This is a genomic window from Mesorhizobium sp. 1M-11 (genome assembly GCF_001303895.1).
Lineage (GTDB): Bacteria > Pseudomonadota > Alphaproteobacteria > Rhizobiales > Rhizobiaceae > Mesorhizobium.
Genome location: NZ_LJSD01000001.1, coordinates 413,486 through 439,271 on the forward strand (window position 1 = coordinate 413,486; position 25,786 = coordinate 439,271).

The window sequence follows — 25,786 nt, forward strand, 5'->3', positions numbered from 1 at the left end:
CACCCGGCCCGTCACGCCAAGAGCGGCGGCCTAGTATTCCTTTTCGTAGAAGATACCGCCCTTGGCCTCGCCATCATCCGAGGCTTCGCCGCGCAGCTTGACGCCCTTGCCGACATTGAAGTCGATGCGCGCCTTGCCTGAACCCGGCTTCTCACCCTTCTGGATATTCAGATAGGTGCGATCGTTGAGGTATTTGCCGGCCGACACAGCCGTTCCGCCCTGATCGTCGGTGGTGACGTCGAGATCGTCGACACCCAGCTTGCCGCGCAGCTTCTCCAGAAGTGAAGTGGAGCCGCCGACGCCGCTGAGCTGCGCTGCCGCTTCCGCAAGCTGAGCGATCTGCAGCGGCGACAGATTGGACATCGATCGGCCGAAGATCAGCCGTGCCAGCACCTCGTCCTCCGGCAGCGCCGGCACCGAGGAGAACGAGAACTTCGGATTGGTCGCCTCCCCCGAGACAGTGATCGTCACTGTAGCATCGCCGGCGCTCGATTCGGCCACCATGTTGAGATACGGCACCAGAGAACCGGAGAAGGTCAGTGTACCTTCCGTGAAGGTCAGGCGCTTGCCAAGAATGGACAGCCGCCCGCGCTGCAGCGTGAACTTGCCGACCGCTTGCGGCGCGGAGGCGGGCCCGGCGAGGCGCAGATTGCCACCGAGTTCGGCATCGAGCCCGCGCCCCATCACGAAGATCTGGTTGGGCGCATTGACGGTGACGTCGAGTGTAAGGCCTCCGCTTCCGCTGCTACCGCCACTGCTGCCACCGGAAGGACGGAGCGCCTTGTCCTGCGCCCTGACCGCCGCCGGCGCGTCCTTGCGCTTGATGTTCAGGGTCGACAGCGAGGTCGGCAACCGCTCCGGTACGGTGACGACGACCTTGCCGAGATTGATCGTTCCCGCGACCACCGGCGCCGTCGCCAGTGGCCCCTTGATGGTGAGGTCGCCACCGAGATTCGCCGTCACGATGCGGCCGTCGGTGTAGCGGCCGTCGACCAGCTTGATCGACAGATCAGCAGGAAAGCCCTTCGCGGCATCGATGCCAACCGTGCCGCCCGCGGACAGCGTACCGCGAGTCGAGAGGGTGCCGGTAAGCCGGTTGATCGTCGCGATCCCGTTGGCCATGCCGATGTCGAGCGTAATGTCCTTGATGCCAAGTCCGGTGTTGGCATCAAGGATGCGTGCCCCGGACGAGCGAACCGAACCGGCGATCACCGGCTTGGTGGCTGGACCACGCACCTGTACCGAGACATTTGCACCACCCGTCAGGGAAAGTCCCTGTTCCGCAAGCTTGCGCGCCAGCAGTTCGAAGGGCACGTTGCCGGCAATATCCACCGATAGATTGGGCGTACCGGCGGTGGTCACGGAACCACCACCCTTCAGCGCCAACCCGGCCCCACCACCGATATCGGCATTGAAGGTAAGTTTGTTGGCCGCAAAGGTGCCGCCGGATGCAATGTTGATTGCGCCGATGCCGGCATCGCGCGTTGCCGCAACTCCCAGCCCACTGGCCTTGATGTTGTAAGTGACCGAAGGCGCAGAAGCAGCGCCGGTGACCTTGGCCGTACCGGACACGGTGCCGGCGGCGCCAAGCCCCGGTGAGAACGAATTGGCGGCGGCCACCGGTAGATTGGCCAAGGCTACATCGATGTCGAGAGCCTTGCCTGCAGTGCCCGTGATCGTTGCGCGGCCGCTGTCGACACCGACCACCAGCTTCCGGATCGTCGTCGTGCCATTGGCGACGGTAATGGTCGAAAGCTCGGGGATCACCGCCTTGAGGCCGCGGATCACCGCCTGGCCGGAGGTCAGTTCGAGCGTGGTCACGCCGCCGGTCGATTTCACGCGCCCAGCTGCCTTGGCAGGGATATCCTTGACGGTAGCTCCGCCGGAAAAGCCGGTCCATTCGCCATCACGCTTCAGGTCGATGGCGATGCCGGTGACAGTCGTCGTGCCGGAAGTGACCGCATCCGCGCGGACGGTGCCGGAGACCGCGGGTGCTGCCGCGTAGTTGGCCACCAGCGCATCGATTGCCACGTTCCTGGCGACCAGATCACCACGCTTGATACCGGCCTTGGCCTGCAGCGCCACTTCAGGCACGCCGTCGCGCTTGGCGAAACGGACGGTGCCACGCACATCGCCTTCCGCCTTTTCCAGCGCCAACGCCGCCAGCGGCCCGATGTCGGGCAAGTCGATCGTCACCGTTCCTTCCGGCAGGAAAGCTTCGTCGAGGACGAGATCGCCGGCAATGCCGTTGTTGCCCAATGCAAGCTTCAGCCCGTCGATGCGGCGCTGGCCATTGTCCGTCTTGAGCACCGCCTTGCCCTGGAGTGGTTGCCCGGCAACCGTGGCAGACAGCGTGACGTCGGCAGCAGGGTTGGCAACATCCGCCCTGCCGGTCGCGGCAAGATTCAATCCGCTGATCTCACGCCCCGCGACCTCGAGCTTGTCTCCGCTTAGCGACACCGAAACATCGGGGGCGACCATGACACCTTTCGCTGTGACCGAAAGGCCGATCGAGCCCTTGGCCTCCTTGGAAAGCAGCGACAGATCGGCCAGCGCTCCCTTGAGTTCGGCAACGATCTGGCCTTCGTGCAGGCTGGCGCTGCCGCTAGCGGACACGGCCCCGGACTCCAGTGCAATGGAATCGGCCGTCACAGTGCCTTTGGCATCACGCCGGATCGCCGCCGACAGCACGGCACGTTCGCCAAGCACCGGCCGCGCCGCGGCGGGCAATGCCGACGAAGCGGCATCCGCCTTGACGTTCAGTTCAATCGAACCGTCCACCAGGGCCATCTTGCCGTTGAAATCGCCGACCAGCGTATCCGAGCGGATGGAGCCCTTGTCGACATTGATGGTTTCCTTGGCCAGGCTGCCGGCGACATCGGCCCTGATCTTGCCGGCAATCAGCGGAGCAATGGTCGGATTGTCCAGCCCGATCTTGTCGACGGTCAGCGAACCGGTCATCGGCCCGACCCGGTTGGCAACGTCGAAATTGTCGGAATGGATCGTCAGGTCGATATTCTCGAACTTGGTGACGGTCGTCGTGACCTTGGCCAGCGAGGCACCGATGTCGAGCATCGGCGCACTGCCCTCGCCGAAAGCACGCAGCGACGCGGATTTCATCTCGATGTCGATCGGGCTTTCCTTGCTGCCGAGCGCCAACGGCAGCGTCGGCCCAACCGAGTTGAACTGGAGCGAAAAGTCTGTGGCACCCTTGGGATCGATGTGGCCGGCGGCCGTGCCACGCACGGCATTGCTGTTGATCTCTGCCCGCTCGATCTCCACGCCACCCGTGTTGGTGGCAGTACCGGTGAAGGCAAAATCCGTCTGGCCGGCGAGCAGCGGCTTGAATCGTTCAGGCAGGAAGCGGGCAAAATCGCCGTCGCCTTTCGCCTCGATGCGATTGCCCTTTTCAGTCTGCTGATTGCGGCCGGTCAGTTGCGTGACCACCTGGCCGTCGACGCTGAAGCTGCCGGCACCATTCCAGTCCGCCAGCGAACCTTTTCCGGCAAGTGTGATGTCGACCGCCGGATCACCTGGCAACTGCAGCAGGTTGGCGAGGATCCCGCCTGCAGGTTCCGATGCCTTCACGTCGAGATCGAGTTTGTTGTCGGCCGGTGCGAAATCGACGGTCGCATCGACAGTACCTTGCTTGCCATCGTTGCGCGCGACATTGAGCTTGGCCGCTACCGCAAGTGGCGAAGCATCGGCCTTGAGGGACCCTTTGGCGGCCAATTGCGCGACACCTGCACCGGCCAGCGCTTCGCCGAGCGCGATATCGGGCAGTTCGATCGCCTTGATATCGACCGACACCGGCAGGCCACCACCACCTTCGGTATCGCGCTTCGGCTCGCCTTCGGACACCGGAAGCCGCGCCGCTTCGATGCGTCCGACCGCGACGCGGTCCGCGCTGAATGTCTTTGTCAGCAGCGCAAGCGGCGACCAGTCCACCGCCACCTGACGCAGCACCAGCCATGGGCCTTTGCTGTCCTCCAGCACGACGTGATCGATCCTCAGCGCGCCCGACCAGATGCCGTCTATGCCGACGACCGTCACCTTGCTCTCCGGCGACGAGGCCATCGACGAGATCAGACCGGCGAGATTGTCACGGCCGCGCTCGGTCGTGGTGAACACGATCAAGGCGCCTAGCGCCGCCGCAACGACTACCGCCGCCACGTAGAGCAAGATCCGCAATACCCGTTTGAACAATTTCGCCATGCCGTCAGAACGCCTGGCCGATGCCGGCATAGATGCCGAAGCGAGGATCGCCCGGCTCCCGGTTCAACGGCACTGCGCCGTCGATGCGCAGCGGCCCGAACGGCGTGATGTAACGCAGACCGACACCAGCGCCGACCTTCACATTGGAGAAGTCGGGGAATTGTTCGGTGGAAACCGTACCGGCATCGACAAACGGTACGATGCCGATCGTATCTGTGATGCCGATGCGCATTTCCGCTGAGGTCTCGAAATAGGACAGCCCGCCGATCGGCTGGCCGTTGATGTCCTTCGGGCCGATGCCCTGATAGGCATAACCACGCACCGAGCCGCCGCCGCCCGCGTAGAAACGCCGGTCGGCCGGAACGTCCTGAAGGCTTGCACCGACAATCGAACCGATGGCAGCGCGACCGGCGAGCACGAAGCGGCCCCCGCTGTCGACTGCTTGATAGGCGCTGCCCTCACCGCGCAATTTCACGAAGGTGGCGCCGTTCAGGAGATCGTAGCTCGGCTCGGCATAGGCCAGAAACCTGAAGCCGCTCTTCGGGTTCAGCTTGTTGTCGCGATTGTCAAAGACATATTGCAGCGGCACGCTGGCGATCAGGTAGTCGTGCTTGCCGAAACTGTCGGTGATCTTCGAATAATCGAGCGAAACCTCAGCCGACACGGTCTGCCGCTTGTCGAGCTCATAGGACAGTCCCACGCCGCCCTTGGTCGAGAAGCGGTCATAGGCGTCGGGATGTTCGTAGACAGTTTTCAGATTGGCGAAGAACTTCGAGGCTGGCCCGACCACGCCCGGTTTCTCGAACATGATGCCGGCATTGTAATTCAACTCGCCGAGTGCGTTGGCGCCGATGCCGCTGATCGCCCCTTCGATGCGCAGCTTCTCGGCGCGGCCGAACAGGTTGCGATGGCCCCAATAACCTTCCAGGCCAAGTCCTTCGGTATTGGAGAAGGTACCACCGACACCCAGATAGCGCGGCTTGCGTTCGCTCACCTCAACGTCGATCGGGATATTGCCGTCGGCATCGAGCTTGTCGCCTTCCTTCAGCGAGACGCTGTTGAAGACCTCCAGCCCAAGCAGACGATCGCGAGCGTCCTCGATCTGCTTCGGCGAATAGCGCTCGCCGCGCTTCAAGCCAGTCATGTATTCCGTGAATTCGGGATCCACCGCCTCGGTGCCTTCGACGGTCGTCTGGCCGATACCCGCGACCGGACCGGCTTCGACGGTCAGCGTCACGTCGAGCCGCCCCCCATCATGATCGGCCACGACTTCGCGATCGGTGACCTTGGCCAGCGGTCTGCCCTCGTCCTTCAACGCCTTGACCAGCCGCGCTTCGGCTTTCAACACTGCACCGGAACTCGCGTCGCCGCCTGAGATCAGGCCGAAATCAGCACTCGCCATGCCGGCGGCATCGCCCTTCAAACGGATGTCGCCGAGCGTGAATTTCTGGCCTGGCCTTACGGTGATCGTCACCGGGACGGGCTGTTGCCCCTTGAATTCAGCGTCGGGCGGCAAGTCGTCCAGCGACTTGCCGGCAATGGCGATGTCGACGACACCTTCGTAGCGGGCATCTTCATAGAGCGCAGCAACCAGTTGCTCGCGATCCCCGCGCGCCTTGGTCATCAGACCGAGCGAACCGGATACCGGGCGTTCTTCGTCGTTCTTCAGGCTGGAGACATTCTCCAGTTTTTCCTTCAGGTCGTCGTCAGCGTCCGGAGCTTCGATGGTCACGGTGTAGCGCAAGGGATCGGTGATCGCCTCGTCTGTTTCCTCTTCGGAACCCCAGAGCTTGATTCCGAACAATTCGAAAGCCGAGGCGCTTCGCCCCTCGATCATGATGGCGGAGACGCCGAGCGTGGCCAAAAGCAGGGCGCGCGAAAGCGCACGCCAGGACGTGCACTCCAACAAACAACGCCTCACCACAACAGGCATCTACTCAACCTGCCCTCGAATCCAGACTCTGTCCTCCCAATGCACCCAAATGCTAAAATTGGAATGAACGTGTGAAGTCCTCGTAAACTCACAATGCGGCCACAGTTCAATTGTCCGAATTGTACCGGGCTTGGAATACACACCTTTTGTGCAGTCGCAAAATTGTGTGATCTGTGCCCTAGATAAGATGTCCCGGCGACAGGCCGGCAAAAGATGTCTGCAACCAGCGGTTTGCACGCCGCCGGGAGCGTTGACAAGCCTTGCCGAAGCTTGAACATGCCGGGGACTATCAGGTGCCAGGAGGGTGTGATGGCATTGCGCGCGGCTCGTTTTCTGCCGATTCTGTTCTTTTTCCTGTTTGCTTCGTTCGGCGCCGTCCAGGCGGCGGACACAAAGCGCATCGTGACAACGGATAATTCCGATTATTTCGGCTTCGACCTGCGCTCCGAGCAGAACCTCACCCTCGATCAGTGCAAGACGACATGCCTCGGCGATTCGGCCTGCCGCGCCTTCACCTACAACACCAAGGCGAAATGGTGCTTCCTCAAATCCGACTTCAACACGCTGAAGCCCTTTGCCGGCGCCGTCGGCGGCAAGGTCGTCACCATCGACACCGCTCCGGACATCGGCGCCCCTGCGGAACTCAGCTATTTTCCGGCCTGGATGGCCGATCAGGCGCAGCAATACCGCAATTTCCTGACCGGCCCGGGCTACACCAAGCCCACCGATGGCTTGACCACTTTGGAGCAGGAAGCCGAGCAGTCGGCGCTCTCCGGTGATCATCGCACCGCCATGCAGAAATACGAAGCCGCGGCTTCAGTCATGCCGGACGATGCAGCGCTTTGGCCCAAACTGGCACGCGAGATCCTGGCCACACTGGAAGCCTCCAGCGACAATCAATCGACGCTGCAATCCAACGCCACCTCGGCCGCCTATCTCGGCTACAAGCTGTCGCGGACAGCAGGTGCCCGCGCCGAAGCTTTGGCGCTGCTCGCTGGCGGTCTCGATCGCCGCGATCAATATCGTCCGGCCTTGCAGGCCTATGAGGCCAGCCTCGCGCTCGAGAATTCAGCGGCCGTCCGTTCCGAATATGAGGATTTGAAGGCGCGCAAGGGTTTCCGTGTCGTCGAACATACCGTCGATGCCGACACCTCCAGTCCACGCATCTGCGCGCAGTTCTCCGAGGAACTGGTCAAGACCGGCGTCGATTATGCGCAGTTCGTCACCATCGGCGGCGCGGCGCCCAAGGCGGTCGAGGCGAAGGATAAGCAGATCTGCGTCGAAGGGCTCGAACACGGCCAGCATTATGATGTCGTCTTCCGCGCCGGCATTCCCGCCGCCATCGGCGAGGTGACCGCAGCTCCCGTAACGCTGTCGATCTATGTGCAGGACCGTGCCCCGTCCGCCCGCTTCACCGGCGACAGCTTCGTGCTGCCGTCCGGCGTACGCCGCGGCATTCCGGTCGTCACCGTCAACATGAACGCCGCCGACATGAAGCTCTTCCGCATCGGCGACCGCTCGCTGGCGCAGCTTCTCTCCGGCTACCAGTTCCTGCGCCAGCTCGACGGCTACGACCTTTCCAACATCAAGGAGCAGATGGGGCAGCCGATCTGGGAAGGCCGCATGGAGATCGCCGGCGACCTCAACAAGGAAGTGACGACGTCCTTCCCGGTCGACGAGGCGCTGCCGCAGCGCAAGCCCGGCGTCTATATCCTCACGGCGCAGCCGGTGGACGACAAGAGCGACGAGTACAATTCGCGCGCCACGCAATGGTTCGTGGTTTCCGACATCGGCCTTTCAACCTACACCGGCCAGGACGGCCTCAACGTCTTCGCCCGCTCGCTGGGCAGTGCCAAGCCCATCCAGGGCGCGGAACTTACTTTGCTTGCCCGCAACAACGAGATCCTCGGCACCGCCACGACGGATGGCGAAGGCCGCGCCGTCTTCAATCCGGGCCTCACCCGTGGCGAAGGCGGCATGGTGCCGGCGGTGCTGATGGCCAAGCAAGGCGACCAGGACTTCGTCTTCCTCGACATGGCCAAGGCCGGTTTCGATCTTTCGGACCGCGGCGTGGCCGGCCGCGCCGCACCCGGCGCGCTTGACGTCTATGCATGGACCGAGCGCGGCATCTACCGCGTCGGTGAAGACGTGCACGTGCAGGCGCTCGCCCGCGACGATGCCTCGAAGGCGGTTGAGAACCTGCCGTTGACCTTCATCTTCACGCGCCCCGACGGGGTCGAAGCGCGGCGCATCGTCAGCGACGGTATTTCGGCCGGCGGCCATGCTGTCGATCTGGCGCTGGAACCCAATGCCATGCGCGGCACCTGGACGGTGTCGATCCATACCGATCCGAAACAGGCAGCGGTGGCGACGCATATGTTCCTGGTCGAGGATTTCGTGCCAGATCGCATCGAGTTCGACCTCAGTGCAGACAAGAAAGAGATCGCCCAGGGAGAGACCGCCAACATCACCGTCGATGGCCGCTTCCTCTACGGCGCGCCGGCGGCCGGGCTTGCGCTGGAAGGCGAGACGACGCTGTCGGTGACGCGCGACTGGGACCGCTTCAAGGGCTTTGCCTTCGGCCTCGCCGACGAGCAGGCGGCCCAGTCGACAGTGACGCCGCTGGCCGATCTGCCGGTGGTGGGCGACGATGGAAAGGCAACCTTCCCCGTCGCGATCAACCAATTGCCGGCCACCACCAAACTGGTGAGCGCCAAGGTGACGGTGCGCATGCGTGAAACCGGCGGTCGCGCCGTCGAGCGTTCGCTCGACCTCGCCGTGCGCCCGCAAGGCGATCTGATCGGCATCCGACCAGACTTCGACAATGACGAGGTGCCGCAGGGCGGCACCGCCAAGTTCAGCCTGATCGCGGTGGATCGTGACGGCAATCGCAAGGCCCTTGCCGGCGCGCAATGGTCGCTGGTCAGGGTCGAGCGCAACTATCAATGGTATCGTAATGGCGGCTCCTGGGCTTATGAAGCGGTGAACCTCACCAAGGCCGTTGCCAATGGCAAGGTCGATATCGCGGCCGACGGCGAAGCGACGGTCTCGCTACCGGTCGATTGGGGACGCTACCGGCTGGAGGTCGAAACGGCCGATCCCGAGGGCCCGGCCTCGTCCTACGAGTTCGATGGCGGCTGGTATGTCAGCGCCACCTCGACCGAAACCCCGGACGGGCTGGAGATCGCCCTCGACAAAGACGATTATGCCGTCGGCGACACCGCCAAGCTGAAAGTATCGCCGCATTATGCCGGCGAGCTCTTGGTAACGGTCGGGGCCGACCGTCTCCTGAAAACCTTCAATGTAAGCATTCCCAAGGATGGCGGCACCGTGGATATCCCGGTCACCGACGATTGGGGCGCCGGAGCCTATGTCACGGCCACCCTGTTCAGGCCGGGCGACGCGGAGCAGAGCCGCATGCCGGCCCGCGCCATAGGCGTGAAATGGCTGAAGATCGATCCCGGCGCCAGGAAGCTCGGCGTCGCGCTTGCGCCCCCGGCCAAGATGGAGCCCCGGCAGACGCTGTCGGTCCCTGTTTCGGTGACCGGAGTAGCGCCCGGGAGCGATGCCTATGTCATGGTTGCCGCCGTCGATGTCGGCATTCTCAACCTCACCAGCTACAAGGCGCCGGACCCGGAGAACTGGTTCTTCGGCCAGCGCATGATGGGTCTGGAACTGCGCGACCTTTACGGCCGCCTCATCGACGGCTCGCTCGGCACCACCGGCAAGCTGCGCACCGGCGGCGACGGCAACGCCATGCAGAGCCAGGGCAGCCCGCCGACCGAAAAGCTGGTCGCCTTCTTCTCGGGCATCGTCAAGCTGGATGCCGAAGGCAAGGCCACCGTCGATTTCGATCTGCCGCAGTTCAACGGCACCGCGCGTGTCATGGCCGTTGCATGGACCAAGGAAGCCGTCGGCCATGCGGTGAGCGACGTGATCGTGCGCGATCCGATTGTCATCACCGCCGGCCTGCCGCGCTTCCTGGCACCCGGCGATGCCGCGACCATGCGGCTTGACTTCGCCAACACGGATGCGCCGGCCGGCGACTATGCGCTCGCCATTGAAACAACCGGCGACATCACCATCGGCAATGAAGCTGTACCGGCCAAGCTCACCTTGGCTGAAGGCAAGCGTCAGACGTTGAGTGTGCCGCTGATCGGCGTCTCACCGAGCGATGCCACCATCACGGTGAAGCTTGCCAAGGACGGCGGGCCTTCCGCCGAACAGACATTGTTCCTTCCCGTTCGTCCCGCCCAGCTTCCCGTCCCGGTCCGTCTTGTGGTGGACCTGAAGAACGGCGCTTCATTGCGCGTGGACAGCGAACTCCTGGCGGCAAGCACGTTGCAAGGTTCCTCGGTCAGCGTCGGCGTATCGCAGTCGGCGGCGCTCGACGTGCCGTCATTGATCCTGTCGCTCGACCGCTATCCTTATGGTTGTGCCGAGCAGACCACCAGCCGCGCGCTGCCCCTGCTTTACATGAGCGAAATGTCGAAGGGGTATGGCATCCCGGACGATCCAGGCCTGCACGATCGGGTGCAGGAAGCGATCTCCAGGGTGCTGAGCTACCAGGCTTCCGGCGGCAGCTTCGGCCTGTGGGGCCCGGGTTCGGGCGACCTGTGGCTGGATTCCTACGTCACCGATTTCCTGACCAGGGCACGCGAGGCCAAATACGACGTACCCGCCCAAGCGATCTCGCAAGCGCTGGCAAACCTGCAGAACTCGCTCGGCTACGATCAGGACGTCCAGGATCGCGGCTCGCAGATCGCCTACGCGCTCTACGTGCTAGCCCGCAACAAGAAGGCGTCTGTCGGCGACCTGCGCTATTATGCCGACACCAAGCTGGAGGCCTTCTCCAGTCCGATGGCGGTGGCGCAACTGGCCGCCGCCCTGGCGCTCTACGGAGACGCGCAGCGTTCGGAGGCTACGTTCCAGGCGGCGCTTACGCTGGCCAAGAACACCAGCAACTATGACTGGTACCGTTCCGACTACGGCTCGGGGCTGCGGGACGGCGCGGCGATGCTGGCGCTTGCCGCTGAATCCAAACCTGTGCCGTCGGTGGTGCCGGAACTGGTCAAGCTGGTCGAAAGGCAGCGTGCCGTGCAGCATTGGACGAGCACCCAGGACAATGCCTGGATGCTGCTGGCTGCCCGCGCACTGAAGAACGGCAACGACACCATCAAGCTCGCCATCAACGGTCAGCCGCACAGCGGTGCCTATTCGACCGAAATGACGGGAGAGACGCTGCTCGACAGCCCGTTGACCGTAGCCAATGCCGGCAAGAACGGCCTGCAGGCTGTCGTCACCACCATTGCCGCGCCGGCACAGCCTCTACCGGCGGGCGGCGACGGCTTCACCATCGAGCGCACCTACTACACGCTCGACGGCAATGAGGCGAATGTCAGCGAGGCCAAGCAGAACGAGCGTTATGTCGTCGTCCTCAAGGTATCGGAACTGAACGACTGGCCGCAGCGTGTGCTCATCACCGATCTGCTGCCGGCCGGCTTCGAGATCGACAATCCTGGTCTCGTTTCTTCGGCTCAGCTTTCCAACTTCTCCTGGCTGGCGCAAACCAATGCCGCGCATCTCGAATTCCGCAACGACCGTTTCGTCGCGGCCTTCGATCCGGCCGCGGAGGACGGCGACCGCACCAAGACCCTGGCCTATGTGGTTCGGGCGGTGACGCCAGGCGTCTACGCGCATCCGGCGGCCAGCGTGGAGGACATGTACCGGCCGCAATATTCGGCCCGCACCGCCACCGGCATGATGGAGGTGAAGGCGCCGTAAGGCCGGCGCCGCGAGGCGGTCATGACAGACGCTGTCTCCCCTCACCCCGCGCGAAAACGACTGCGGCGCTTCGCGACCCTCGCCGGCGCTGCGGTTGGCTTTGCCGCAATTGCTGCCGGTGGACTGTGGGGGCTCGACCGTGCCTTTCCGCCGCCATTGCCGAAGACACTGCCGGTATCGGCCGAAGTCCTCGACCGCGACGGCGCGTTGCTGCGTGCCTTCGCCACCAAGGACGGATACTGGCGTTTGCCGGCGAGCCTCGATCAGGTCGACAAGAACTTCATCGACATGCTGGTCGCCTATGAGGACAAGCGCTTCTGGGACCACGAAGGTATCGACCCTCTCGCACTGGGACGTGCGGCGATGCAACTCGCCGGCAACCGCCGCATCGTCTCGGGCGGCTCGACACTGTCCATGCAGCTGGCTCGCCTGATCGAGCCGCGCGAAAGCCGTTCCGTCGGCTCCAAGCTGAAGCAAATGCTGCGCGCGCTGCAGATCGAGCGGCGGCTGTCAAAACGCCAGATCCTGGAACACTATCTGACCCTGGCACCCTATGGCGGCAATCTCGAAGGTGTCCGCGCCGCCTCGCTTGCCTATTTCGGCAAGGAACCGCGCCGTCTCACGGTTTCGGAAGCAGCCCTTCTGGTTGCGCTGCCGCAATTGCCGGAGCGCCGCCGTCCTGACAAGAACCCTACGATTGCTCAGGCCGCACGGGATCGGGTGCTGAACCGCGTGGTCTCGGCCGGACTGATCGGTGAGCGTGAGGCGCGCCGCGCGGCACTCGACGACGTCTCGGGCTTGCGACGGCCCTTGCCTGCCTTCGCGGCGCACACCGCCAACACCTTGCTGCGCAGGGCGGAAGCCGGCGCACCGCTTAAACTCACCCTTCGCAAGAGCGTCCAGGAAGGGTTGGAAGCCGTGGCGCATGAAGCGGCCGGCCGGCTCGAGCCGAAACTGTCAGTCGCCATGGTGCTGGCCGATTCTCGCACGGGCGACATTTTGGGCAGCGTCGGCTCTGCATCATTCTTCGATTCCAGCCGTGCCGGCTGGATCGACATGACCCGTATCGTCCGCTCACCGGGTTCGACGCTGAAGCCTTTCATCTATGGACTGGCCTTTGAACAAGGCATGGTCGCGCAGGAAACGATGATCGAGGACAGTCCGGCCGACTTCTCCGGCTACAGGCCGAAAAACTTCGACATGGGCTATCAGGGCGACGTCTCGATCCGGCAGGCCCTGCAGCTTTCGTTGAACGTACCCGCGATCCGCATCCTGGACGCGGTTGGGCCGGCGCGGTTGACCGCCCGCTTCCGTCAGGCTGGCGTGTCCCCGGTTCTGCCGCTTAATCAGCCACCGGGTCTCGCCATCGGGCTCGGTGGCGTCGGCGCCAGCCTGCGCGATCTGGTCCAGCTCTATACGGGCCTTGCCAATGGCGGGAAGGTGCATCCACTGCGCGACGGCACAGAGGCCGTGCCTGTAACCGGCAACGCCACCACCATCCTGGACGAGCAGGCCAACTGGCAGATCACCGATATCCTGGCCGGCGTGAGGCCACCCGAAGGTGCACCGCGGCGCGGCATCGCCTACAAGACCGGCACGTCCTATGGCTACCGCGACGCATGGGCGATCGGTTTCGACGGCCGTTATGTCTTGGGCGTCTGGGTCGGCCGCGCCGATGCCAGTGCCGTACCCGGCCTCTCCGGCTATGTGTCGGCCGCACCCATCCTGTTCGAGGGGTTTGTCCGATCAGGCCTTGCCGCTGTCGCCTTGCCCAGCCAACCTGCCGGTGTGCTGCGACCGAGACGCGAGGACCTGCCGGTCACCCTCGTCCGTTTCGGAACAGGTGCCGATACTCCGGTCGGCATTGCAGCCACCGAACCGGCGCCGCGTATCGTCTTCCCGCCCGACGGCGCCCGCGTCGATCTCGGTGTCTCGGGGTCCGAAGCCACACCACTGGTGTTGAAGCTTCAGGGTGGCCGAGCGCCATTCCGCTGGCTCGCCAACGGCAAACCACTGGCCGGGATCGACCGTCGCCGCACCGCGACCTGGCTACCGGACGGCAGCGGCTATTCGACTTTGACCGTGATCGACGCCGCCGGCCGTGCCACCAGCGTCAAGGTGTTCATCGAATAGGCTTGAGCCACGACGGCCTGCGGCATTCAGTTTCCGATCCGTGACTCCATTTGTGATCGGCCTCGTCGGCTCGGGTGAGGTAGAATTTTCTTGTCCGGCCACCAAATCGCTGGAACTTTTCTTCGCAGCCCCGAAAAAGGCAACTTTCGCCGCACCCAAATTCTACAATTTCGATAGAGTAGAATACGGTTCAACGGAGGCGGAAATGACCAAACCTCATTTCAAGAAACTGCTCGGCATCCTCATCGCCGGTTCTGTCCAGTTCGGCGCGCTCGGTTTCGCGTTCGCTGATACGACCATTCTCAACGTGTCTTATGATCCGACCCGCGAGCTCTACAAGCAGTTCGACGAGGCTTTCGCTGCCTATTGGAAAAAGGAGAGCGGCGAGACAGTGACTGTCCAGCAATCCCATGGCGGTTCCGGCAAGCAGGCACGCGCCGTCATCGACGGCCTGGAAGCCGATGTCGTCACACTGGCACTCGAGAGCGACATCAACGCCATCGTCGAGAAGTCGAAGAAGATCAATCCCGACTGGCGCACCAAGTTCGAGCACAATTCCGCCCCTTACACATCGACCATCATCTTCCTGGTCCGCAAGGGCAACCCCAAGGGTATCAAGGACTGGAACGATCTGGTGAAGGACGGCGTCCAGGTCATCACCCCGAACCCGAAGACCTCCGGTGGCGCACGCTGGAACTATCTCGCGGCCTGGGCCTACGCCAACGCTCAGAACGGCGGCGACGAAACCAAGACCAAGGAATTCATCTCCAACCTCTTTTCGCACGTTCCGGTGCTCGACACCGGTGCTCGCGGTTCGACCGTGACCTTCGCCCAGAAGGATCTCGGCGACGTGCTGCTGGCGTGGGAAAACGAGGCCTATCTGGCGCTTGATGAATTCGGCGCCGACAAATTCGATGTCGTCTACCCGCCTACGTCCATCCTCGCCGAGCCGCCTGTCGCCGTCGTGGATGGCAATGTCGACACCAAAGGCACGCGCAAAGTGGCGGAAGCTTATCTGAAATACCTCTATTCGAAAGAGGGTCAGACGATCATCGCCAAGAACCATTACCGTCCTGCCAAGCCAGAGCTCGTCCCGGCCGAGGACCTTGCCAAGCTGCCCGAGATCAAGCTTGTGACGATCGATGATCCGCAATTCGGCGGCTGGAAGAAGGCACAGCCTTATCATTTCGCCGACGGTGGTATATTCGACCAAGTCTACAAGCCGGCGCAGTGAGGGTTGCGGCGACGCCACGACGTTGTCGAGGCGCCCACCGGTAAGGGAACAGGAAGGGACGGACTAACAACAACATGACCACGACACCCGCGCAGGCGGGGTGGCGGTTCAAGCAGCCGAGTGTCATTCCGGGTTTCGGACTGACGCTCGGCTTCTCGCTTGTCTACCTCACCCTTATCATTCTCATCCCCCTGGCCGGGCTGGTCTGGCGTTCCGCATCGCTCGGATGGGTCGATTTCTGGCGCATCGTCACCGCCGATCGCACCTTGAAAGCGCTGGAAATCAGCTTCGGCACCGCGTTGATCGCAGCCGCCATCAATGTCGTTTTCGGCACGATCGTTGCCTGGGTGCTGGTGCGCTACAAGTTTCCCGGTCGGCGTGTGGTCGACGCCATGGTCGACCTCCCTTTCGCGCTGCCGACCGCCGTAGCCGGTATCGCGCTCACCACGCTCTATGCGCCGAACGGCTGGCTGGGCAGCCTGTTGATGCCGCTCGGCATCAAGGTGGCCTATACGCCGCTCGGCATCATCGTCGCGCTCGTCTTCGTCAGCCTGCCCTTCGTGGTGCGCACCGTCGAGCCGATCATCGAAGAGATCGACAAGGAGGTCGAGGAAGCAGCCGCCACGCTCGGCGCCAGCCGCTTCCAGACCATCACCCGTGTGCTTTTCCCAGGGCTCGCGCCGGCCATCATCACAGGTTTTGCGCTCGCCTTCGCACGCGGCGTCGGCGAATACGGCTCGGTTATCTTCATCGCCGGCAACCTGCCCAAGGTGACGGAGATCGCCCCGCTGCTCATCGTCATCCGGCTGGAGGAGTTCAACTACGCCGCCGCGACCGCCATTGCCGCTGTGATGCTGGCCATATCCTTCGCCATGCTGCTCGTCATCAACCTCCTTCAGGCATGGAGCCGCAAGCGCTATGGCTGACCCGGAAATCAAATCCTACGAGCCGATGCACGACAACCCGTCCGCAGCGGTCACCGAGAGCCGCTCGGCGCGCACTGTGCTGATGACGGTAGCCTTTGTCTTCCTCGGCATCTTCCTGCTCTTGCCGCTCATAATCGTCTTCAAGGAAGCTTTCGCCAAAGGCGTCGGCGCCTATTTCGCATCGCTGAACGACCATGACACGCTGTCGGCCATCCACCTTACGCTGCTTGTTGCGGTGATCGCCGTACCGCTCAACGTCGTCTTCGGCATCGCCGCCGCCTGGGCGATCGCCAAATTCGAATTCAAGGGCAAGGCCTTCCTCACCACCTTGATCGACCTGCCCTTTTCGGTCTCGCCGGTCATTTCCGGTCTGGTCTATGTGCTGCTGTTCGGCGCCCAGGCCATGCTCGGCCCATGGCTGAAGTCGCATGGCATCGAAATCCTTTTCGCCGTGCCGGGCATCGTGCTTGCCACCGTCTTCGTCACCTTTCCTTTCGTCGCGCGCGAGCTGATCCCACTGATGCAGGAACAGGGAACCGGCGATGAAGAAGCCGCGCTTTCGCTCGGCGCCAATGGCTGGCAGGTCTTCCGGTACGTCACTTTGCCCAACATCAAATGGGGCCTGCTCTACGGCGTTCTGCTCTGCAACGCCCGCGCCATGGGTGAATTCGGCGCGGTGTCGGTGGTCTCCGGCCACATCCGCGGCATGACCAACACCATGCCGTTGCATGTCGAAATCCTCTACAACGAATACAACGCCGTCGGCGCTTTCGCCGTGGCCTCGCTGCTGGCTGGCCTTGCGCTCGTCACTCTGATCTTGAAAACCGTTCTCGAGATGCGCTACGGCGCCGAACTCGCCGCGACACGCGGACATTGACAGGGACATTTGAATGGAAGTTCGCGTTGCCAATGTACGCAAGGAATTCGACCGGTTTCCGGCGCTTCGGGATGTCTCTCTCGACATCCGCTCTGGCGAGCTGATCGCGCTACTTGGACCATCCGGCTCCGGCAAGACCACCTTGCTCCGATTGATCGCAGGATTGGAAAGGCCGACCACCGGCAAGATCTTCTTCGGTGACGAGGATGCATCGAGCAAGACCATCCAGGAGCGCAATGTCGGTTTCGTCTTTCAGCACTACGCGCTGTTCCGGCATATGACGGTGGCCGACAATATCGGCTTCGGCCTCAAGGTACGTCACGGCGCCACGCGCCCGTCGAACGAGGAAATCCGCCGTCGCGCCTCGGAACTGCTCGATCTGGTCCAGCTTTCCGGCCTCGAGAAACGCTATCCTGCGCAACTCTCCGGCGGCCAGCGCCAGCGTGTCGCGCTTGCCCGCGCCATGGCGATCGAGCCGAAAGTGTTGCTGCTGGACGAGCCTTTCGGCGCGCTTGACGCGCAGGTGCGGCGCGAACTGCGTCGCTGGCTGCGCGACATCCACGACACCACCGGCCACACGACCGTCTTCGTCACCCACGATCAGGAGGAGGCGCTGGAACTGGCCGACCGCGTCGTGGTGATGAGCCAGGGCCAGATCGAACAGATCGGTAGCGCCGACGAGGTCTACGACACGCCGAATTCCCCCTTCGTCTTCGGCTTCATCGGTGAATCGAGCTCGCTGCCGGTCAGGATCACCGACGGCCAGGTCTGGATCGCCGACCGGCCGATCGGCCTTTCGGCGCCGAACCATCCTGCCGGCGATGCCCTGCTCTATTTCCGTCCGCACGATATCGAGCTGCTCGACGGCTGCAGCGGCTGCATTGCCGGCACGGTCGCCGCCAGCCGCCGTGTCGCCGGCACCCGCCGTGTCGAGCTGGAAATTGGCGGCGAACGCCAGCGCGTCGAGATCGAACTGCCTGTCGACCATATCGCGACCCAGAAGAGCCGCATCGCTTTCCGGCCGAGCCGCTGGAAGCTGTTTCCAGTAAAGAGCACGGGAAACTAGCATCTCGCGGCCGCCAGACTGACAAAGCAGAAAAACCATTCCGGAAATGCCAATATCCAGGATGGTTTTTCTACTTCCAACCAAGGCTACAGACCGGCATTCCTCGCCTTTGTGGTATCAGGTTCTAATGTACGGACTTCCGCAGCATATTTTTCCAACGGAGTCCTTTCATGAAACGCCTTTTGCTCGCTGGTGTCGCGCTGGCCGGCTTGGTCCTCGCAGCAGTGCCCGCCTCTGCCGCAGAGAAGCTGCTCAACGCGTCCTATGACGTCGGTCGCGAGCTGTTCGCACAGGTCAACAAGGCTTTCATCGAAAAGCATCCTGGCATCACCATCGACCAGTCGCATGCCGGGACTTCGAAATTGGCGCGCTCGATCGTCGAAGGACTTGGCGCGGATGTCGTGACCTTCAATCAGGTTCCGGATGTCGACTTCCTGGTCAAGCAAGGTTTTGTCTCGGCGGACTGGCAGAAGGATTTCGCCAACAACGCCTCGCCCTTCTATTCCCTGCCCTCCTTCCTGGTGAGAGCCGGCAACCCCAAGAACATCAAGGACTGGGATGATCTCGCCCGGGAAGGCGTCCAGGTGATCTTCCCCAACCCTAAGACCTCCGGCAATGCGCGCTACACCTATCTGGCCGCGACCGCCTACGCCAAGGAGAAGTTCAAAGGCGACGAAGCCCAGGTCAAAGAATTCGTCTCCAAGATCTTCGCCAACGTGCCGGTATTCGATACCGGTGGCCGTGCTGCCACCACCACCTTTGCTGAACGTGGCATCGGCGACGTGCTGATCACCTTCGAGTCGGAAACGCAGGGCATCGCCCGCGAATACGGCACCGACAAATACCAGCAGGTCGTTCCGTCCGTGAGCCTGCTGGCCGAATTCCCGGTCGCCATCGTCGACAAGGTTGCCGACGAGCATGGCACCCGCGAACTCGCCAAGACCTATCTCGATTTCCTCTACACGCCGGAAGGCCAGAAGATCGAGGGGGAGAACGGCCTGCGCGTGCGTGACGAAAAGATCGCCGCCGAATTCAAGGACAAGTTCCCCGAGGTGCGGCTCGTGACAGTCGAGGACGCATTCGGCGGTTGGGAGAAAGTCCAGAAGGACCATTTCGCCGAAGACGCGTTGCTGGACGAGATCTACGGCAACCGCTGATCTTGGGCGACATTTAATTATGGATAAGCCGGCGCAAGCCGGCTTTTTCATTTCTATCGGACAGTAGTGTCACTTTTGCAGCATAAACCCGTCGCGTTTGGAAAACGGACGGAAAATCAACACTCTTTTCATTGTATATCGACAAACTGGACTCTATTCTCTCCTTGTGCGTCCTGGCTGATCGTTTCGCCATGATTTACGCACAAACAGCCGGCAAACGGCTGATGGGATTGCGGCTCAGGCAGTGACAGGCATGCTCACCAAAAAAGGCAAGTACGGGCTGAAGGCCCTCGTGCATCTGTCGCGGATGCCGGTCGGGCAACTGGCCTTCGTCAACGACATCGCGGTCGCCAACAACATCCCGAAGAAGTTCCTCGACGCCATCCTCGGTGAATTGCGCAATGCCGGCTTCGTGCAGAGCCGCAAGGGCAAGGATGGCGGCTATCGCCTCGCTCGCCCCGCCGCCGAGATCAAGATCGGCCATGTCGTGCGCGTGCTCGATGGTCCGCTGGCGCCCATCCCCTGCGCCAGCCGCACACAGTACCAGCGTTGCGAGGACTGCAACGAAGAGACCTGCGAAGTCCGCCATATGATGCTGGAAGTGCGGCAGGCAATCGCGGACGTGCTGGACAATCGCAGCCTGGCCGCGATGCGCGACGCCGACAATGACGATTATCCGCTGGAACTGTCCTCGCAATCGAACTGAGGTTCCCGGAGATCGTTGTTCGGCGGCTATGAAACCGCCGGCTGCGGCCGCCCTACCCGCCACAGAACCAGCAGCATCACCGCCAGGTTCACCCCGTTCCACGCAATACCGTTGAGGAACGCGGCGGCATAAGAACTGGTGAGATCGTAGATCCAGCCTGACATCCAGCCGCCCACAGCCATGCCGATGATGGTGGCCATGATCACCAGGCCGACGCGCTGTCCGGCTTCGGCCGCCGGCATGTATTCGCGCACGATGATCGCGTAGCAGGGCACGATGCCGCCTTGCGACAGGCCGAAGACCAGCGACACGATGTAGAGCGAAGCCAGCCCGTCGAAGGGAATGTAGAAGAACAGTGCCAGGCATTGCAGCGCCGAGCCGATCAACAGCGTCTTGATGCCGCCGATACGGTCGGCAACGAAGCCGGATGCCAATCGGCTGACCACGCCGGCGGCAAGCATGACCGACAGCATTTCGGCACCACGCGCCACGCCATAACCGAGGTCCATGCAATAGGCGACGATGTGCACCTGCGGCATGGCCATCGCCATGCAGCAGCCGAAACCGGCAACAATCAGCAATCCCTGTAAAGCCGCCGGGGATAGCGCGATCGGCTGCACACGGCGAGCGGTCGAAGAATGCGAACCGGAGAACGCTTCACGCGGCGCGGGCTGCCGCATCATCAGCACCAGCGGGATCATGGTGACGAGGCAGAAAATGCCGATGACCAGATAGGTGAAACGCCATCCCTCGGCCGCGATCAGCGGCGGCATCACCACCGGCCACAACGCACCGGCCAGGTAGTTGCCGCAAGCGGCTGCAGCGACGGCAACCCCACGCCGCCGGTCGAACCAATGCGAGATGTCGGCGACCAGCGGTCCGAAGATCGCAGCCGTGCCGAAGCCGACGAGAATCCCTTGCGCCAGCGTGAACTGCAGGATCGAGCCGGCAAAGGATGCCAGAATCATGCCGGCCGCAAGCGTCACAGAAGACAGCAGCGCAGGCATCCAATAGCCCATGCGATCGACCGCGCGCCCGACCAGCACATTGCCGGCGGCGAACCCGATCATTGTCGCCGTATAAGGCAGGGATGCATCGGCGCGGTCGACACCGAATTCGGCCTGCACCGCGGGCAGAACGACGACGACCGCCCACATGCCGACGGCACCGATCGTGCCCAAGACGATCGAAACCGCAAGCCTCAGCCAGGCCTCACGGCCATCGATGACGGACACTGTGTCCGCCGGCCGGATTGGATGCTGGTTCATGCTGGGACGCGGGCTCCGTTTCGGCAAGCCCACTCTTATCCTTCACCGTACGCAGGGCCGGCAGCACCACCTGGACCAAAAACTAATACCAAGAATACGGCTCAAGGCAGCGACACCACCCCACTTGGCGTGATCATCATGTTGGTCAGCGTGCGCTCGGCATGGGTCAACCGCCAATCGAGCATCTTCTGCGCATAGTGTAGCACCGTCGATGCCATTTCCGGCCGGTCAGCCAGATTGGTCGTCTCGCACGGATCCTCGTCGAGATCGAACAGCAGCGGCGGCAGGGCAGCGAAATGCACGTATTTGTAGCGGTTGTCGCGTATGACGGCGTAGCTGCACTGATCGGATGTGATGCCAAGCGTGGTTTCTGCCTTCTGCGTCGCCACGGTACGGAAGTCGTGTTCGAAGAAGACCGCTTCTCGCCAATCGGCCGGCTTCTCGCCATGCAGCAGCGGCAACAGCGAGTGGCCATCGCAGGCACGCGGCTTTTCGAGCCCGAGCCAGTCGAGAACGGTCGGCATGATGTCGACAGCTTCCGTGAATGTATCCACCACCGAGCCGCGCGCAACATCGGCATCGCCGCGGGGATCGCGGATCACCAGCGGCAGATGGAAGGCCCCGTCGAAATAAACCTCCTTGCCCCAGGCGTAGTGCTCGCCCAGCATTTCGGCATGGTCGCTGGTCACGATGATCAGCGTGCGGTCATACTCGCCGGTTCGTTTCAGATGCTCGATGATGCGGCCGAGATGGTGATCGACTTCGGCGATCAACCCGTAATAGGTTGCGCGCATCTGCCGGATTTCCAGCTCATTGGCAGAAACCGGATCGAACGGGCTGTGCTCGTCATAGCCGCCGGGAACGCTCACCCGGTCCAGTTCATAGGCAAGCATCGGATGCTGCCGCTTTTCCTCGGCTAGGCTCGCCGCCCGCGCCGGCAAGGTCACGTCTGCGGGATCAACCACGGCGTTGTATGGCTCGGGCGCGATCAGCGGCGGGTGCGGCCGCAGGAAAACGAAATGCGCGAACCACGGGCTGTCACGCCGCACTGAAAGCCATTTCAGGAAGGCGTCGGTGAGGAATGCAGCTTCGCTATGCTCGGCCGGATAGATCGTCGGAATATAGCGGAAACCCCGGTCGTCCGGCTTGTCGAAGCCGGCTTTCGGCCGGAAGACGTCGGCTCGACCGCCCGGCAGATCGTAGCCTTTGGCGAGAAGATCGGCGATCCATTCTTCCATTTCGTCGGGCAGATGCAGCGCCGCCTCGAACCCCGGCATCACACTTTCATAGGTTTTGAGCGACGGATCGTTGGCGTCGAGATCGCGTGGATCAGCGCTGGTATCGGTATAGCCGAACAGGGCTGGCCGGTAGCCAGCCTTGCGCGCTTCCAGAGCGATGTTGGTGTGGCGTGCATCGAGCGGCGTGCCGTTGCGGCCAGAGCGATGGTTCATCAGATAGAGGCCCGTCAGCAGGCTGGCGCGCGAAGGACCGCACGGTGTGCACTGGCCGAAATGCTTCCGAAACAGCACCCCATCCGCGGCGAGCGCATCCAGGTTCGGCGTGTGCGCATTGGGATGGCCAAGCGCTGACAGGCAATCGCCACGCCACTGGTCGGCGCAGATCAGAAGCACGTTCGGGCGCTGTGTCGTCGTCATTTCGATCTGACTCATTCAGGTTCGCGCCCCACCACCTTGTCGGTGTTGGCGAGCAGTTTTCGGACCGCGGCACGCGCTGCATCCGGGCGCTGCAGACGGATGTTCTTCTCGATCAATTCGTGCAGCTTCTGGGCTGCATCGAGATCGTCGCCTTCGCGCGTCACATGCACGAACAAGTGGTCGAAAGCCTGTTCGATCAAGACGCCGAGCGGCACCAGCAGATCATTGCCGGCGGCATGCAGGATGGCGAGGTGAAAACGCGTGTCGGCGCGCGTGCGCTCTTCCAGCGTCACGGCGTTCTTCATGTCGCGGCAAGCCCGCGAAATCTCCTCCATCTGCGTTTCGGTGCGCCGCACGGCGGCGAAGGCCGTAGCTTCCGGCTCGATCAGGTGACGGAATTCCTGCACCGTGCGCAGAAAGGCGCCACGATCAGGCGATGTCGCGTACCAGCCCAGCACATCCCTGTCGAGAAGGTTCCAGCGCTCGCGTGGCTCGACCCGGCTACCGACCTTCGGCCGGGAAGCGAGCAGGCTCTTGGCCATCAGCATCTTGATCGCTTCGCGCACCGCCGAACGGCTGACGTTGAAGGTTTCCGCCCACTTCGTCTCATTCGGCAGGATGGTTCCGGGCGGGTAGTCGCCGCGCACGATGGCGAGACCGATCTCGTTGGCGACATGCGCGTGCACGCTGGAGCCAGCTCGGCGCCCAGCGGCCTTCGCCTTTTCGGCATCCTTGTCGCTCTTCGCCTTCCCCTTGGCCGCGCGCATGCTTTTCCTTGTTGGCACCAGGCCAACAAGCGGCCCGCATCACCCGCCCAAGAAGTCTGGGCTTGGCCGGCATGTCAAGGCATCAGCGGCGGGAAGAATTCAGCTCAGCGCCACGTCGAGCGAAACGTAGCGCCGCGGCGAGGAAGCGATTGCCGCGGAAGCCACCGCCACGCCGGCACGCAGCGCATCGCTCAGCGAAGCGCCGTCCAGCAAGGCGCCGAGATAACCCGCGTTGAAGGTATCCCCTGCACCAGTGGTGTCGATCACCGCGACCGCAGGCGCCGGAACATGCGCGACTTTGCCGCCGTGCCAGGCGGAAGCGCCTTCACCACCGCGTTTGATGACTACGATAGCATCGGGTTTGGCATGTTTCGCAAGCCAGCCGGCAGCAGCCTCCACGGTCTTCTCGCCCGACAAGGAAAGGCTTTCGATCTCATTCAGCAGCACGTGGTCGCAATGCGCGAGACAGGCCGTGGTGTGCGCCCGGATTTCGTCCGTCCAGCCATGCGAGGGCCAGCCTGTATCCAATGCCACGGCAAACCCCCGCGCCGAGACAGCTGCCAGCATCGCCTCGAAGGCGTCGATCAGATCGAGATAGAGGAAGGAGCCGGTCAACAGCGCAATGTCGCCGGCAGTTGCCTTCTGCGGCAGCATTGCCAGCATGCTCTCAGGGGTCTGCACGGCAAGATTTCCGGCCGTGGTGAGAAATGAACGCTCCCCACCCGGATGCTCGATACCGACCGACAGAGCCGTCGGTTCCACCACCTTTGGCCAGTTGCGAGCAGCCTCGCCGAAGGTCTCGACCAACCAGGCGCCGAACATGTCGCTGCCGACATTGCAGACGATGTGATGCGGCACGCCCAGCGCCTTGAGCGCCAGCCCGGTGTTGCCAGCCGGCCCACCGGCACGCAACTCTGAATGGTCGACGAAGGTCTCCGTTCCGGGACGCGGCCAAGGTGTTACCGGCCCCATGATCAGATCGACCATGACGCCGCCAATGACATGGATGGATGGCCCATCGGGCCGGTGCGAGCGTTCATGCTTCATGGTCAATTCCGGTTATTTTCGTCGAGCGCACCGGTTCGCCGACACGCGCAACCTTGCGACTGGAAACGGCAATGATGAGCTTTTGCAGGGAAGGCAGCATCGCGGCGACTGCGGAGAGCCGCTCGTTGCGGGAAAATGCGACGGTCACCGCGCCTTCGATCGGCGCTTCACCGCTGCAGTCGAAAATCACCGGTGTTGTCCCGGCGCCAAGCGCGGCGTTGGCGAGCGTCGCCGTGCCTGCCCCAAGTGCCCCGGGGCCGCGCAGCAGGAGCACGCCAAGATCAGGCGCCAGCGCCTCCAGCGGACCGTGGCGGAACTGGCCGAATTCGAAGCCGAACGCCGGAATGCGGGCGAGCTCCATCAGCATCAGCCCATTGGCTTCCGCAAGGCCCCGCAATTCGCCGCGCCCGGCAATGATGACCGAATTTTTCAGTGCCAACGCCTCGAGGGCTTCATCCAATGGGGGTTGAGGCGAGACGGCAAGGACATCCGCAAAATTGCTGGCTTCGCCACCAGCTGCCGCCAGGACTGCCGCATGCAGGGCAAGCGTAACGGTGAGGCTACGTGTTGCCGCGAAGGCAACCTCCTGCCCACCAGCGCCGATAAGACACGGCAAGCTGCGCCCGAGCGTGCTCTGCGGGGCCAGCGTCATGCCAAACAGATCGGCGCTATCTGGCAGAAGATCCAGCAACTGCAGGATCTCCCCGGATTCACCGGATTGCGAAACCAGCACGAGTGTATGCGGCCGTACCGGCAGGCCCTGAAGCAACACGTCGCCGGCCGTTTCAGCCCGGCAGTCGACCTTTAGGCGCCGCCAGGCCGTCTCGGCCATACGGTTGGCGTAATGCGACGCCCCCATGCCGGCCAGGACCAATCGGCCCGTACGCGCGATGCTGGCGGCCAGTTCAACCGCAATCGCTTCATTCGATGTCAGCGAGGCGATCGCGTCGGCGCCCTGCCGTGCCATCTCGGCTTCCAGCAATGCGAGCCCGTTGCCGCTTGTTTGCCCCGTCATCAT

General features: G+C 62.9%; 15 protein-coding genes. 8 read left to right on the forward strand and 7 right to left on the reverse strand.

Annotated features, from left to right (window positions below):
- Positions 1-30 precede the first annotated feature (30 nt).
- Both AO692_RS01910 and AO692_RS01915 read right to left on the reverse strand, forming a co-directional pair.
- Positions 31-4,215, reverse strand: a complete 4,185-nt coding sequence (locus AO692_RS01910) for a translocation/assembly module TamB domain-containing protein (protein ID WP_082407182.1) — start codon at positions 4,213-4,215, stop codon at positions 31-33.
- Between the two features lie 4 nt (positions 4,216-4,219).
- Complete coding sequence (locus AO692_RS01915) at positions 4,220-6,052, reverse strand: autotransporter assembly complex family protein (protein ID WP_244483230.1); 1,833 nt, start codon at positions 6,050-6,052, stop codon at positions 4,220-4,222.
- Positions 6,053-6,457: 405 nt separating this feature from the next.
- On the opposite strand from AO692_RS01915, the gene AO692_RS01920 reads away from it, so the two are divergent.
- The 8 genes from AO692_RS01920 (at position 6,458) to AO692_RS01955 (ending at position 20,031) form a co-directional block, all read left to right on the forward strand.
- Complete coding sequence (locus AO692_RS01920; protein ID WP_054308324.1) at positions 6,458-11,932, forward strand: alpha-2-macroglobulin family protein; 5,475 nt, start codon at positions 6,458-6,460, stop codon at positions 11,930-11,932.
- 21 nt (positions 11,933-11,953) lie between these two features.
- Positions 11,954-14,065, forward strand: a complete 2,112-nt coding sequence (pbpC, locus tag AO692_RS01925) for a penicillin-binding protein 1C (protein WP_054308325.1) — start codon at positions 11,954-11,956, stop codon at positions 14,063-14,065.
- A 205-nt stretch (positions 14,066-14,270) separates the two neighbouring features.
- Positions 14,271-15,299 (forward strand): sulfate ABC transporter substrate-binding protein, encoded by a 1,029-nt coding sequence (locus tag AO692_RS01930; protein ID WP_054308454.1) that lies wholly within the window; start codon positions 14,271-14,273, stop codon positions 15,297-15,299.
- 74 nt (positions 15,300-15,373) lie between these two features.
- Positions 15,374-16,225, forward strand: a complete 852-nt coding sequence (gene cysT, locus AO692_RS01935) for a sulfate ABC transporter permease subunit CysT (protein WP_054308326.1) — start codon at positions 15,374-15,376, stop codon at positions 16,223-16,225.
- Positions 16,218-17,102 (forward strand): sulfate ABC transporter permease subunit CysW, encoded by an 885-nt coding sequence (gene cysW, locus AO692_RS01940; RefSeq protein WP_054308327.1) that lies wholly within the window; start codon positions 16,218-16,220, stop codon positions 17,100-17,102. The genes cysT and cysW overlap by 8 nt, the downstream gene beginning before the upstream one ends.
- A gap of 13 nt (positions 17,103-17,115) precedes the next feature.
- Complete coding sequence (locus tag AO692_RS01945; RefSeq protein ID WP_054308328.1) at positions 17,116-18,168, forward strand: sulfate/molybdate ABC transporter ATP-binding protein; 1,053 nt, start codon at positions 17,116-17,118, stop codon at positions 18,166-18,168.
- Positions 18,169-18,338: 170 nt separating this feature from the next.
- Complete coding sequence (locus AO692_RS01950) at positions 18,339-19,325, forward strand: sulfate ABC transporter substrate-binding protein (RefSeq protein ID WP_054308329.1); 987 nt, start codon at positions 18,339-18,341, stop codon at positions 19,323-19,325.
- Positions 19,326-19,578: 253 nt separating this feature from the next.
- Positions 19,579-20,031: an Rrf2 family transcriptional regulator gene (locus AO692_RS01955; RefSeq protein ID WP_054308330.1), complete on the forward strand. Its 453-nt coding sequence runs from the start codon at positions 19,579-19,581 to the stop codon at positions 20,029-20,031.
- Between the two features lie 26 nt (positions 20,032-20,057).
- Here AO692_RS01955 and AO692_RS01960 read toward each other — a convergent pair whose 3' ends face one another.
- The 5 genes from AO692_RS01960 to AO692_RS01980 form a co-directional block, all read right to left on the reverse strand.
- Positions 20,058-21,299 carry an MFS transporter gene (locus AO692_RS01960; RefSeq protein WP_054308331.1) on the reverse strand — a complete coding sequence of 414 codons (1,242 nt, stop codon included), beginning with the start codon at positions 21,297-21,299 and terminating at the stop codon, positions 20,058-20,060.
- Positions 21,300-21,400: 101 nt separating this feature from the next.
- Positions 21,401-22,969: an alkaline phosphatase family protein gene (locus AO692_RS01965; protein WP_244483225.1), complete on the reverse strand. Its 1,569-nt coding sequence runs from the start codon at positions 22,967-22,969 to the stop codon at positions 21,401-21,403.
- Positions 22,966-23,721: a FadR/GntR family transcriptional regulator gene (locus AO692_RS01970; protein ID WP_054308332.1), complete on the reverse strand. Its 756-nt coding sequence runs from the start codon at positions 23,719-23,721 to the stop codon at positions 22,966-22,968. The genes AO692_RS01965 and AO692_RS01970 overlap by 4 nt, the downstream gene beginning before the upstream one ends.
- Before the next feature lie 99 nt (positions 23,722-23,820).
- Positions 23,821-24,768 carry a carbohydrate kinase family protein gene (locus tag AO692_RS01975; protein ID WP_054308333.1) on the reverse strand — a complete coding sequence of 316 codons (948 nt, stop codon included), beginning with the start codon at positions 24,766-24,768 and terminating at the stop codon, positions 23,821-23,823.
- Positions 24,758-25,786 (reverse strand): hypothetical protein, encoded by a 1,029-nt coding sequence (locus AO692_RS01980; protein ID WP_054308334.1) that lies wholly within the window; start codon positions 25,784-25,786, stop codon positions 24,758-24,760. Before AO692_RS01980 ends, AO692_RS01975 begins: the two co-directional genes overlap by 11 nt.

What these genes read in the sequence shown, in the direction of transcription:
- AO692_RS01930 (WP_054308454.1), top strand. Translation starts at nt 14,271, where the DNA reads ATGACCAAACCTCATTTCAAGAAACTGCTCGGCATCCTCATCGCCGGT.
- AO692_RS01960 (WP_054308331.1), bottom strand. Translation starts at nt 21,299, where the DNA reads ATGAACCAGCATCCAATCCGGCCGGCGGACACAGTGTCCGTCATCGAT.
- AO692_RS01970 (WP_054308332.1), bottom strand. Translation starts at nt 23,721, where the DNA reads ATGCGCGCGGCCAAGGGGAAGGCGAAGAGCGACAAGGATGCCGAAAAG.
- AO692_RS01915 (WP_244483230.1), bottom strand. Translation starts at nt 6,052, where the DNA reads ATGATCGAGGGGCGAAGCGCCTCGGCTTTCGAATTGTTCGGAATCAAG.
- pbpC (WP_054308325.1), top strand. Translation starts at nt 11,954, where the DNA reads ATGACAGACGCTGTCTCCCCTCACCCCGCGCGAAAACGACTGCGGCGC.
- cysT (WP_054308326.1), top strand. Translation starts at nt 15,374, where the DNA reads ATGACCACGACACCCGCGCAGGCGGGGTGGCGGTTCAAGCAGCCGAGT.
- AO692_RS01965 (WP_244483225.1), bottom strand. Translation starts at nt 22,969, where the DNA reads ATGAGTCAGATCGAAATGACGACGACACAGCGCCCGAACGTGCTTCTG.
- cysW (WP_054308327.1), top strand. Translation starts at nt 16,218, where the DNA reads ATGGCTGACCCGGAAATCAAATCCTACGAGCCGATGCACGACAACCCG.
- AO692_RS01910 (WP_082407182.1), bottom strand. Translation starts at nt 4,215, where the DNA reads ATGGCGAAATTGTTCAAACGGGTATTGCGGATCTTGCTCTACGTGGCG.
- AO692_RS01950 (WP_054308329.1), top strand. Translation starts at nt 18,339, where the DNA reads ATGAAACGCCTTTTGCTCGCTGGTGTCGCGCTGGCCGGCTTGGTCCTC.
- AO692_RS01975 (WP_054308333.1), bottom strand. Translation starts at nt 24,768, where the DNA reads ATGAAGCATGAACGCTCGCACCGGCCCGATGGGCCATCCATCCATGTC.
- AO692_RS01920 (WP_054308324.1), top strand. Translation starts at nt 6,458, where the DNA reads ATGGCATTGCGCGCGGCTCGTTTTCTGCCGATTCTGTTCTTTTTCCTG.
- AO692_RS01955 (WP_054308330.1), top strand. Translation starts at nt 19,579, where the DNA reads ATGCTCACCAAAAAAGGCAAGTACGGGCTGAAGGCCCTCGTGCATCTG.
- AO692_RS01945 (WP_054308328.1), top strand. Translation starts at nt 17,116, where the DNA reads ATGGAAGTTCGCGTTGCCAATGTACGCAAGGAATTCGACCGGTTTCCG.
- AO692_RS01980 (WP_054308334.1), bottom strand. Translation starts at nt 25,786, where the DNA reads ATGATGACGGGGCAAACAAGCGGCAACGGGCTCGCATTGCTGGAAGCC.